We start from the raw sequence: 11990 nt of genomic DNA, 5'->3' as shown, positions 1-11990 counted from the left end.
GGGGAGGAAGGGGGCGCGGAAGAACAGTTCCGCGCCCCACGGTGTGCCCCCTGCTGAAGGGCCAGCCGTCCCGCGCTAGAGCCCCAGCACGGTCAGCGTCCCAGGCCCCGCCGCGGCCGTGAAGCCCAGGGGGCTCAGGCACTTCGTCAGGTCCAGCTGCGCCAGCGCCACCGTGTGCTCGATGAAGGCACCCACGAACCGGGTGCCGCTCGTGACCGTCCCGGACACCGAGGATACGGACGCGCCCGCCCGCGCCGTGATGACGGTGGCCTGGTCCACCGTGCTCGTGCTGCCGTCACTCCAGGTCACCGTGAAGCGGCCCGCGCTCCCATTCGACAGACACGAGACCAGGCCCGTCCCCTGGAAGTCGAAGCTCGCGTAGACCAGGTCCACCGGGAGCCCCACGCACGGCCCGAAGAGCGCCTTCTCCTCCGACGCCGTCTGACGCGGCGTCAGCGTCACCCCCGGCGTGAACTTCGAGACCGATGTCCCCACCGGACACGTCAACAGCACCGTCTCCGCCTGCGCCCCCGTCGCCATCACCACCGCCAACACCACACCCATCATCACCTGCCGCACCCCATCCAATCGCATCGCCGTTCTCCTCGTTCCCACATCGAAGCGCCGCGACTCCCATCGCGGCCCCGGATGGATGCGACCTCGCCACTCCCGCCGCCATCACCCCGCGGACACGGCCTGCTGCCCTCCAGTGCCTGACGCACCCGGCCAGGACTTCGCGGCCCTGACAGCAAAATCCAGTTCTTTAGGTCTGGTGGATTTCTCACGTTTTGCGACAGAGTGCGCCGCCTTCGCCGGGAGGGGCCTCAACGTGTCCAGTCGTGTCCGTGTCATCCGTGGGCTGTGGCTCATGGTCCTGCTGTGGGGAACCGGGGCGTTCGCCCAGGGCAACTCGGTCATCACCGGGACCCTGGTGAACACGCTCGACAAGCAGCCGCTGGCGGACGTCGTCGTCACCGCCACCTCGCCGCAGTTGCAGGGCGAGCGCACGGTGCTCAGCGACAAGACCGGCCTCTACCGCCTCCCGCAGCTGCCCTCGGGCACGTACACGCTGCGCTTCGAAGGCCAGGGCTTCCAGCCCTATGCGCGCACGGGAATCCTGCTGCGCATCGACCGGACCATCCGCTTCAACGCGGAGCTGGTCCCGGACACGCTGAGCCTGGACGTCGAGGTGGTGGGCTCGCCGCCCACGCTGGACGTGGGCTCCAGCGCCGCGGGCATCACCGTGGACCAGGAGTTCATCCGCAACATCGCCGTCATCCGGCCCGGCACCAAGGGCGCCGCGTCCCGCTCCTTCGAGAGCCTGGCGGAGCTGGCCCCCGGCGCCACCGAGGACCGCTACGGCGTGAGCATCAGCGGCAGCTCCTCACCGGAGAGCCAGTACGTCGTGGACGGCCTGTCCGTGAACGACCCCGGCGTGGGGACGCTGGGCACGCCCCTGTCCGTGCAGTTCGTGAAGGAGGCCAACATCATCACCAGCGGCTACATGCCGGAGTACGGCCGCTCCACCGGCGGCGTGCTCAACGTCACCACCAAGTCCGGCTCCAATGAATTCCACGGCTCCGTCTTCGCCAACATGGCGCCCGGCGGCCTCCAGGCGCCCGGAAGGGAGATCCTGCGGGAGGGCAGCGTCATCTCCGCGCAGGGCAGCGCCCACAACCTGGGAGACTTCGGCTTCGACCTGGGCGGCCCGCTGCTCAAGGACAAGCTCTGGTTCTACGTGGGCGTCGCGCCGTCCTTCAATCGCATCCAGGTGGACCGGCAGCTGAGCAGCTATGAGGTGTGCACGGAGGTGGACCCCGCCCAGGGCTGCTCCGCCGTGGGCGCGCGCCGCAAGGACCCCACCACCGGCTTCTCGCGGGTGACGCCCATCGACGGCAGCCGCGTCAGCCGCTTCGCGGACGAGCGCAGCATCCAGTACCTGGGCAAGCTCACCTACAACTTCAACCCGGACCACAGCCTCGCCGTCTCCATCTTCGGCACGCCGCGCACGTCCGGCGGCAGCGGCAAGTACTCCTTCAGCGACGACGGCGAGCCCGAGGTGTGCTTGAGCCTGTCATGCACCGCCTTCGTGCAGGGCGCCTATGAAGCCATCGCCACCCGGCGCAGCAACAGCACGCTGGACCTGGTGGCGAAGCAGACGTCGGCCTTCTTCGACAAGAAGCTGCTCGTGGACGCGACGCTCGGCTGGCACCACCAGGCGGACTCCATCCTCCCGTCGGACGGCTCGGGCCTGGGCTCCGGCGAGGGCCTGTCCGCGAAGTCCAACATCGCGTGGCGCCGCACCCGCAACCCCGGCTTCCACACCATCAACGAGTTCGAGACGCTGCCCGACCCCGACGCCTGCGGCACCACGCCCGCCGAACAGGCCGTGCGCTGTCCCGTCGCCGCCTACTCCACCGGCGGCCCCGGCACCATCAGCATCCAGCGGCTGGACCGCGTGCAGGGCAAGGTGCTGGGCACCTACCTGGTGGAGGCCCTGGGCCACCACATCCTCAAGGCCGGCGCGGACCTCGAGCGCATGAGCTTCTACAACAACCGCGCGCGCACCGGCCTCACGCCCTGGCAGGAGTGCACCGGCGGCGACTGCTTCTTCAGCCTCAACCAGTACGGCTACCTGGAGGGCCCGGACCAGCCCGTGTTCCTGGCCAGCAAGGAGGGCACCTCCACGTCCACCACCGTGGGCGGCTTCCTCCAGGACAGCTGGTCCATCCTGGACAAGGTCACCGTCAACGTGGGCGTGCGCTACGACGTGCAGACCATCTACGGCCTGGATGGACAGGTGGGCCTGCACCTGCCCAACCAGTGGTCCCCGCGCCTGGGCGTCATCTACGACCCGACGCAGAAGGGCCGCGCCAAGCTCTTCGCCAACTACGCGCGCTTCTTCGAGAACGTCCCCCTGGACATGGCGGACCTGTCCTTCCCCCAGCAGCAGCTGCTGTCCGCCACCTACGCGGCCCCTCCGTGCAACCCGTCCCGCGAGGGGTCGCTGCTCGTGGACTGCACCCTGGACGCCAACCGCCAGCCCATTGGCAACCGCGAGAGCCCCAACCAGCTCTGGGACGCGCAGGGCGGCGACCGCGTGCCGGTGGATCCGAAGATCCGCGCCCAGTCCGCGGACGAGTTCGTGCTGGGCGGTGAGTACGAGCTGCTGGCCGCCAGCCGCCTGGGCACCACGTACACCCGGCGCTACCTCAACGACGTCATCGAGGACATGAGCCGCGACGACGGCAGCACCTTCTTCCTGGGCAACCCGGGCAAGGGCTACTCCACGGACTTCCCGCTGGCGAAGCGCAAGTACGACGCCGTCAACGTCTACTTCCAGCGCAACTTCACGGATGGATGGCTCGCCCAGGCCAGCTACACGTGGTCCACCCTGCGCGGGAACTACTCGGGGCTGTTCCGCGCGGACACCGGCCAGCTGTCCCCCAACCTCACGCGCGACTTCGACCTGGTGTCGCTCACCATCAACCGCGAGGGCCCGCTGCCCGGCGACCGCACCCACGCGTTCAAGCTGTACGCCGCCAAGGAGCTGATCCTCACGTCGAAGACCCGGTTCGTGGTGGGCGGCAACTACCGGGCGCGCTCCGGCACGCCGCTCAACTACCTGGGCGCGCACCCGCGCCGCAGCGGTTCGGAGACGTTCATCCTGCCGCGCGGCAGCGCGGGCCGGCTGCCCTGGGTGCACGGCGTGGACGGCCACGTGGGCCTCGTCCAGGGGCTGTCCAAGGGCTACGCCCTCACGGTGTCCCTGGACGTGTTCAACCTCTTCAACTTCCAGCAGTACACGGACGTGGACCAGACCTTCACCTTCACGCGGGTGTACGCCATCGAGCAGGGTGGCACGCCGGATGACCTCACCGCCTGCCTCAGCGCGAAGAACCCCCACTGCAAGGTCATCTCCACCGCCACGGGCCTGCCCATCGGCGTGCAGGACATCAACCCCAACTTCAAGCGGCCCACCGCCTACCAGGCCCCGCGCTCCATCCGCCTGGGCGCGGAGCTGAGCTTCTAGGCCACCGCCCATGAGGACCCCCGCGATGAAGCTTCGATGGATGGCAATCAGTGCAGGGCTCGCGGCCGCCGCTGTCGCCGTGGGCGCGTGCGGCAGCGAACCGGAGCCCGAGTGCGTGGTGGCGCGCGCCGTGTCGGACGGCTCCACCGGCTCGTTCGCCGCGACGTACCAGCTCAAGGCCGGGCAGAACCCGGACCTGGTCTGCTCGCGGCTCAAGCCGGAGCCGCTGGGCCTGCAGAAGTTCTTCAGCCCCGCACCGGAGGCCCCCGACACGGTGGGCGTGCGCAGCGCGCGGCTGGGCAAGCTGCTGGAGGACTTCGCGTCCCGGTTGTCGGCGGACTCCACCGCCTCCGCCACGGCGGTGGGCGCCTTCGCGTCCCCGACGCCCGGGGCGGACCACTTCTGCTCGGTGCCGGAGCTGACGCCCACGCGGCTGGAGGTGGCCGCGGCCCAGGCGTCCGACGGCGGCGTGCTGCCCGCGCAGGAGTACGGCTACGCGTGGAGCCACCTGCGCATCTACAACACGCCGGAGATTCCGGGCACGCAGTTCACCGCGGAGCTCGTCTACACGGAGAACGGCTGCACCGCCGCCTACGACGTGAAGGGCATCTGGCCCGTGGTGAAGTGCCAGAACAGCAAGACGAAGCTGCCGGACGACACGCTGTGCGACCCGTACGCGGACTACGACGCGGGCCGGCTGCGCGGCTCCGGCATCAACCCGCTCTTCCCCGTGAAGTGCGACCCGGACGCGTTCATCTGCGTGCTCACGGGTGAGGTCCCGTCGGCGCCATGAGGCCCTGACCTCCGGGGCGCAGCGCCGCGGGCAGGTCCCGGAAGTCCTTCACCAGCCAGTCCGGCTTCTCCCGCGCCAGGACGTGGCGCGGGAACGAGGTGGCCACGGCGACGCACGCCGCGCCCGCGGCCCGCGCGGCCCTGAGGCCCGCCACCGCGTCCTCGAACACCACGCACGCCTCGGGGGCGACGCCCAGCGCGGAGGCCGCCTTGAGGTACACCTCCGGATGCGGCTTGCCCCAGGTGACGTCCCGGGAGGTCACGCGCACGGGGAACAGGTCCTCCAGCCCCACGCGCTCCAGGGCCAGCTCCGCGTTCTCCGCCAGGGCGCTGGTGCCCAGGGCCCAGGGCACTCCGGCCTGACGCAGGGAGCGCAGATAGGCCTCCACCCCGGGGACCGCGACCACCGGCTCGTGGGCGAGCAGGCGGTGGAAGGCCCGCTCCCGGTCGTTCGTGAGCGCCTCCACCTCCTCGTCGCTCAGCTGCGTGCCGAACCACGCGCGCAGCGTCTCGCCCGCCCGCCGCCCGTTGGTGGCGAGCAGCTCCTCCCGCGTGGGCGCGTAGCCCCGGTCCCGGGAGAACTCCTCCCAGACGCGGTAGTGCAGCTCGGTCGTGTCGATGACGACGCCGTCCAGGTCGAACAGGACGGCATCGAAGAGGGCGCTGTTCGAGGTCGATGGGGACATGGAGTTCGGGCTCTCTCGAAGATCCACACGGCGGACGGTTCAACACTATTCACGGGGTGGGGCGCGGGCGCGCTCCTCGCCCCCACGGGCCTGGGCCCACCGGACGGGCAGCCATGGGGAAGCCCCCTGGCCGGTCCCACCGGAAAGGACCATCCCCAATGAAGCAGAAGGAGGGAGGCAACCCGCCTGGTGGGCCCAGGTGCAGCCAGCCCGTTGTAGGCTTCCCCGGAGGTCCATGCCGCCCAAGAATCCCGCCGAATTCTCGACGACCGCCGTCCGCACGCACGGAACGCCCTCGCAGACCGCCCAGGCGGTGCCCGCGTTGACGCTCATTGGCCATGCCCAGCCCCAGCGCGTGGGGGAACGGCTGCTGCTGGAGGGGCTGCTGTCGGGGGAGCGCGCGGTGGAGCTGTCGCGCAACGCCCCGGACTTCAGCCGCCCGGGTGGCGTGCTGTCGCTGCCCCTGGGGGACCCGTTCCTGAGCCGCACGCCGGTGCGCTTCGAGGCGGGGACGCGTGGCGGGGTGCGGCTGCTCGTGCCGCAGGATGGGACGCCCGTGCTGGTGGGCGGAGAGCCGGTGCGCGGCGGGCGGGAGTTCCCGGCCGAGGCGCTGGTCGCGGGCGTGCCGCTGGTGCTGGCCGGGCGCGTGGCCCTGCTGCTGCATCAGGCCCGCGCGCGCGGCCCCAGCCCCCAGGGCGCGGCGGAGCTGGCGGCGCTGGGCATGGTGGGCGACAGCGAGGGCATCGTCCGCGTGCGCGAGGACGTGCTGCGCGTGGCGGACCTCCAGGTCCCCGTGCTGGTGCGGGGTGAGACGGGCACGGGCAAGGAGCTGGTGGCGCGCGCGCTCCATGCGCACAGCCCCCGCCGCGCCGGCCCCTTCGTCAGCGTCAACCTGGGCGCCCTGTCCCGGGACCTCATCGCCGCGGAGCTGTTCGGCGCGCTCCGGGGGGCCTTCACCGGCGCCACGCGCGACCGCGACGGCTTCTTCCGCGCGGCCCACGGCGGCACCCTCTTCCTGGACGAGGTGGCCGAGGCGCCCCCGGAGGTCCAGGCCGCGCTCCTGCGCGTGCTGGAGACGGGCGAGGTGCACCCCGTGGGCGGACACGCCCCCGTGCGCGTCGACGTGCGGCTGGTCACAGCCACGGACGCGGACCTGGAGGCGCGCATCCAGGACGGCCGCTTCAAGGCGCCCCTGCTGCACCGGCTGGCGGGCTTTGAAATCGTCGTGCCCCCGCTGCGCGAGCGCCGCGCGGACATCGCGTCGCTGTTCCTCCACTTCGCGCGCCAGGAGCTGGAGTCCACCGGCGAGGCGGAGCGCCTGACGTCCGCGGACGCACGGGCCGAACCGTGGCTGCCCGCGTCCCTCGCCGTGCGGCTGGTGCGCTCCGCGTGGCCCGGCAACGTGCGCCAGCTCCGCAACGTCGCGCGGCAGCTCGTCATCGGCAGCCGGGGCCTGCCCGGGCTGCGCGTGGACGCCCGGCTGGAGCAGGCGCTGGACGCGGACGCCCTCCCCATCCCGGGGCAGGTCCTGCCCGTGGACGGGGGCGCTCCGGCGGCGGAGAACACCCCGGCGGGGGTCCGCACGCCCGCGCGGCGCAAGCCCGCGGACGTGAGCGAACAGGAGGTGCTGGAGGCCCTGCGCGCCTGCGCGTGGGACCTGAAGGCCACCGCGGACTGGCTGGGCATCCCGCGCTCCTCCGTGTACGTGCTCATCGACAAGAGCTCGCTGCTGCGCACCGCGCGCGACCTGAGCCCGGAGGAGATCACCCGCTGCTTCCACGAATGCGAAGGCGACCTGGACCGCATGGTGCAGAAGCTGGAGGTCTCCCGCCGCGCGCTCCAGCGGCGCGTGCGCGAGCTGGGCCTGGAGGGCACCTGATCCGACGCGTCAGCCCTGGTCGGTGACGTGTCACTGACACGTCAGTGGACATGTATCACCTGTCTCATGCGTGTCTCACGCATGAAACACGCAGGGGCGCCGTAAAAGCATGCGCTCTGGTACGGGCGCTGCAATGCTCGGGGGCACCATGGCAAACATCACCATTGATATCTCCACGACCCCCGTCACCTATCTCCCCGGCCCGGAGGTGAAGCACGGCGACACGGTGGTCTTCACCCTGGGCACCGCCACCCTCCTCAGCGCCACGGTGACGTTCCCCCGCGGCAACTGCCTCACCACGCCCGGCCCGTACGACCTGGGAGGCGCCACCCTGGCGACGTCGCCGTTGACCGTCTCCGCCACGGCGCCGCGAGGCACCTACGACTTCGACGTGGTCTCCAACGATGACCGGGAGCTGAACACCCGGGCGAACCACCGCCATGAGTGGGACCGGAAGAACGGCGGCATCGAAGTGACCAGTGACCCGCCGACGGAGTTCCTCCGCTAGGCGGGCCCGACACGTCAGCCCCGGACCGTGACGTGCCATTGACGCGTCCGGGCGCCCGTGTCACCTGCCGCACCTTTGAAGCACCCGGCGCCCGTACTGGCATCCTCGCTGGTACGGGCGCTGCAATGCTCGGGTGCACCATGGCAACCATCACCATCGATGTATCGGCGACCCCCATCACCTACGACCCGGGCCGGGAAGTGAAGCATGGCGACGAGGTCGTCTTCGAGCTGGGCGCCGGCCCCACCGCCAGCGCCACCATCACGTTCCCGATCGGCTCGTGCTTCACCACGACGGGCCCGTACAGCCTGGGCGGCCACATCCTGCGGACGGACCCGCTGACCGTCTCCCCCACCGCGCGCCGGGGCCCCTACCTCTTCGACGTGGAGACCCGCGATGGCGCGAAGGAGGACGCCGCGCGCGCCCACCCCCACGAGCGGGACCGGAAGAACGGCGGCATCGAGGTGACCAGCGATCCGCCGGAGGAGTTCCTCCGGTAGGCCGTGCTCAAGGCTCCCGGGCGTCCGCCGCGCGCTCCCGCACCGGGGCGCGCGCGCCGTCGCGGAGCTTCAGCAGACCGTCCCTCACCTCGCGAGCCCGGACCCACCGGGGACGGGCCGCCACCACCGCTTCAGCCAGCTCCAGCCCCCGCGCCACCCCGGCGGTCGCGTCCCGCCCCTCGCCCAGGCGCCACCGGGCCCACGCGCCGTGGAGGTCCGCCGCCGCCAGCCGGTACTCCAGCCGGGGGTCGCGCTTCAGGGCCTCCTCGAAGGACTGGGCCGCGCGCGCGAAGTCCCCCTCCGCCTCGCCGTGGCCACGCGCCGTCCAGCGCGCCCGGAGGCTGTCGGCCTCCGCCAGGTAGCGCCACGCATTGCCCAGCCGGGGGTTGAGTTCGCGCGCCCGGCTCAGCGCCGTGTCCGCCTTCGTGAGGTCCGCCGCGGGGTCGCGCCCCTGGAGCAGCGCCCACTGCGCCTGACGCACCCACGCCTTGCCCAGGTTCGCCAGCAGGTCCGCGTCGTCTGGCAGCCGCTTCAGCGCCTCCGAGTAGTCGTCCACCGCGGCGCGCAGCGCGGTCCCCGGGTCCGCGCCCTTCTCCAGCAGCAGCTCCGCGCGGAAGACCTCCCACTCCCCCAGGTTGTTGAAGGCGAAGCCCTGCGTGGGCGCCAGGGCGCGGGCCCGCTCGAAGGACGCCCTCGCCTCGTCGAGCAGGGCCTTCGTGTCCCCGCCCTCCTCCGCGCGCAGCTCCGCCTGCCAGAACACCGCGGAGCCCAGGGCGTTGTGGAGCGCGGGCTGCTTCGCGTTGAGCGCCAGCCCCTGCCGGTACAGCGACAGGGCGCGCTCCAGGTCCACGCCCACGTCCTCGCCCTTCAGGTAGCGGGCGCGCGCGAGCTGTTCGGCCACCTCCGCGCCGTTGAAGCAGGCCCCGAAGTTGTCCGGGTTGAGGGACAGGGCCCGGGTCAGCGCGCTGTTCGCGCGGCGCAGGTCCCCCGCCGCGTCGGGGGCGTCCGGCGCGTCGGCCCGCTTGCGGTACGCGACCCCCAGGTTGATCCACGTGTAGGGCTGCTGCTCGCTCAGCTTGAGGGCCGCCTGGTACGCGTCGATGGCCTTGTCCAGCAGGGGCAGCACGTCCCCGCCGCGCGCGGCCTCCGCGTCCGCCTGCCCCTGCCACGTGAGGCCCAGGTTGGCGTGGTAGGCGTAGTCGCGCTCCTCGGGGCGCAGCTGTTCGAAGGCGGCGACGGCGAGCCGGAACTGCTCGCGCGGATCCTGTCCGTGCATCAGCTGGTGGCGCGCCCACAGCCGGTACGTGAGGGCCCGCTCCAGCGGGACGCGGTCGCTCGTCGTGGCCACGGCCTCCGCGGCGCCGAGCGCGGCCAGGGCCTTCTCCAGGAGCGCCTCCACGCCCTCCCCGCCCTGGATGATGCGCTGCTCCGCGAGCCGGCGGTGGAAGCGCGCCACCAGCACCAGCGAGCGCGCGTGGTCCGGCGCGGCGGCGAGCGCGCGCGACAGCGCCTCCAGGCCGCGCTCGTAGTGCGGCAGGACATGGCCCTCGCCGTACAGCTCCATCACCAGCGCGGCCAGCTCCAGCCGGCCCAGCACCGAGTGCACGACGGGCTGGCTCTCCGCGGTGGCGACCGCGGCGGAGTACGCCTCGCGGCTCAGCGCCAGGTCCGCCTGCGAGCCCGCGCGGTCGCCGCCATTCCACCGGCGCATGGCTCGCGCGAGCAGGATGTCGCCGCGCAAGAGCGGCGCTTCGTAGAACCACGGCGCCTGCGTTCCGGGCGCGTCCAGCAGGGCCAGCGCCTCCTCCGGGCGGTCCTCGTAGAAGGCGAACAGGGCCTGCACGAACGAGGGCGGCGCCGGCACGTCCGGCCCCTCCGCCTGACGCAGGTACGCGAGCGCGGGGTCGCGGTAGCGTCCGTTCAGCTCCTTCAGGCGGGCCTCGCGCTGCTCGGGGGCCCGGCGCTCCACGTCCAGCAGCAGCTGTTCGCGGTAGAGGTGGCCCAGCACCTGCGCCAGCGCCCACGCCACGCGGGGCTCGCGGTAGCCCAGCGCCCACGCGGACTCCAGCCGGGTCCGGGCGCCGTCCAGGTCATCCAGCGCGAAGAGGGCGCGACCCAGCGCGTACTGCCCGGGCCCCTCCGCCTGCACGCCCGCGCGGCGGATCTCCTCCTCCAGCGAGGCCATGCTCGCGCGCAGGGCCTTCCGGTCCTCGCGCGTGTCGTGCAGGCGCGACAGGGCGGAGTAGCGCGCGGAGGACTCGATGCGCTCCACGCGCTCGGTGAACGCCCGGGCCAGCCGCTCGCGCTCCGCCACCTCGGCGCGCGCCAGCTCCGCCTGCGTGAGCGCTCCGGCCACCACCGCGACCACCACGCCGCCCAGCGCCAGCAGCGCGCGGTGCTTGCGGACCTTCTTGCGCAGCCAGTAGCGCGCCCCGTGGCGCGCGCGCACGGGCTCGCCCGACAGGAAGCGCTCCAGGTCCTCGGTGAAGGAGCGCACGGAGTCGTAGCGGAGGGCCCGCTCCTTCTCCAGGCACTTGAGGACGATGGCCTCCAGGTCCTCCGGGATGTTCGGCTCCAGGGCGCACGGGCGCAGCGGCGCTTCGGATTGGAGCCGCGCGAGGACCTGCTTCTCCGTGTCGCCGGTGAAGGGCGGCTGCCCGGTGAGCAGCGCGTACAGCGTCGCGCCCAGCGCGTAGACGTCCGCGCGGCGGTCCAGCCGGTGGCCCTCGCCCCGGGCCTGCTCCGGCGGCATGTAGTGCGGCGTGCCCAGGATGGCGTTCGGGTTGGCGCCCTGTTCGCGCCAGTCCCGCGCGAGTCCGAAGTCCATCACGAACGGCAGGAAGCCGCCGTCCTCCGTGCGCTCCACCAGGATGTTGCCGGGCTTCAGGTCGCGGTGGACCAGCCCCACGCGGTGCGCCGCGTGCACGCCCTCCGCGGCCTGGCACAGCACCCACACCCGCTGCTCCAGCGTGAGCGTGTTGGAGAGGTGCCCCAGCGACGGGCCCTCCACGTAGCGCATGGCGATGAAGGCCTGCCCACGCACCTCGCCCACTTCGTAGACCTCGCACACGCGCTCGTGGCGCACGCGGGCCTGGGCCCGGGCCTCCGACAGGAAGCGGCGGGCCAGCTCCGGGTCCCCGTCGCGCACGAACTTGAGGGCCACGTTGCGGCGCAGCAGCGGGTCATAGGCCAGGAACACCTGCCCCATGCCGCCCTGCCCCAGGAAGCGCACCGGCTCGTAGCGGTCCCAGCCGGGCACCGGGAAGGAGGGCACCGCCTCCGCGGCCAGCGCCGACGGGGGCGAGGACGACAGCGTCGGAGCCTCGATGGCGCCCCCCCGGTCCGTGCGACCCCGGCCCAGGTCCTGCCGCAAGAGGTCCAGGGTGTGCTCCGTCAGCCGGCCTCGCTCCTTCAGGAGCTCCAGGGGCCCGCGGTGAAGGCGGAGGGCTTCCTCGCGCAGGGCCGCCGCCTCATCGGAGGACAAGAGCCCTTCGTCCAGCGCGAGGAGGACCTCCTCCTCATACGACTCCTGATGGCCTGCCCCGTGCACGGACGGAGCATACGGGGAAGGCCGGGGAACGCGGGAGCACCG

General features: G+C 72.4%; 8 protein-coding genes. 5 read left to right on the top strand and 3 right to left on the bottom strand.

From position 1 onward, the window contains the following. Positions 1-75 precede the first annotated feature (75 nt). Positions 76-594, bottom strand: a complete 519-nt coding sequence (locus GTY96_RS00175) for a hypothetical protein (protein ID WP_161663552.1) — start codon at positions 592-594, stop codon at positions 76-78. A gap of 274 nt (positions 595-868) precedes the next feature. On the opposite strand from GTY96_RS00175, the gene GTY96_RS00170 reads away from it, so the two are divergent. Continuing rightward, positions 869-4033 carry a TonB-dependent receptor gene (locus GTY96_RS00170; protein WP_201755794.1) on the top strand — a complete coding sequence of 1055 codons (3165 nt, stop codon included), beginning with the start codon at positions 869-871 and terminating at the stop codon, positions 4031-4033. 40 nt (positions 4034-4073) lie between these two features. After that, positions 4074-4826, top strand: coding sequence for a hypothetical protein (locus tag GTY96_RS00165; protein WP_235685268.1), 753 nt, complete (start codon positions 4074-4076; stop codon positions 4824-4826). On the opposite strand, the gene GTY96_RS00160 is transcribed toward GTY96_RS00165, so the two are convergent. Beyond that, positions 4798-5511 (bottom strand): HAD family hydrolase, encoded by a 714-nt coding sequence (locus GTY96_RS00160; protein ID WP_161663551.1) that lies wholly within the window; start codon positions 5509-5511, stop codon positions 4798-4800. The genes GTY96_RS00165 and GTY96_RS00160 overlap by 29 nt on opposite strands. Positions 5512-5746: 235 nt before the next feature. Between GTY96_RS00160 and GTY96_RS00155 the strand changes: the two genes are divergently transcribed. The 3 genes from GTY96_RS00155 (at position 5747) to GTY96_RS00145 (ending at position 8398) form a co-directional block, all read left to right on the top strand. Further along, positions 5747-7390, top strand: coding sequence for a sigma 54-interacting transcriptional regulator (locus tag GTY96_RS00155; protein ID WP_161663550.1), 1644 nt, complete (start codon positions 5747-5749; stop codon positions 7388-7390). 148 nt (positions 7391-7538) lie between these two features. Continuing rightward, on the top strand, positions 7539-7898 hold the full coding sequence (locus GTY96_RS00150; protein WP_235685267.1) for a hypothetical protein: 360 nt from the start codon (positions 7539-7541) through the stop codon (positions 7896-7898). A 140-nt stretch (positions 7899-8038) separates the two neighbouring features. Next, complete coding sequence (locus tag GTY96_RS00145) at positions 8039-8398, top strand: hypothetical protein (RefSeq protein WP_235685266.1); 360 nt, start codon at positions 8039-8041, stop codon at positions 8396-8398. Positions 8399-8405: 7 nt separating this feature from the next. Here the strand turns inward: GTY96_RS00145 and GTY96_RS00140 are convergent, their stop codons facing one another. Further along, positions 8406-11882, bottom strand: a complete 3477-nt coding sequence (locus GTY96_RS00140; protein WP_235685265.1) for a serine/threonine-protein kinase — start codon at positions 11880-11882, stop codon at positions 8406-8408. Positions 11883-11990: the final 108 nt, after the last annotated feature.

It is taken from the genome of Corallococcus silvisoli (genome assembly GCF_009909145.1).
Lineage (GTDB): Bacteria > Myxococcota > Myxococcia > Myxococcales > Myxococcaceae > Corallococcus > Corallococcus silvisoli.
The sequence above is the reverse complement of the archived record's forward strand: the minus strand, read 5'-3'. Positions and strand labels throughout refer to the sequence as shown.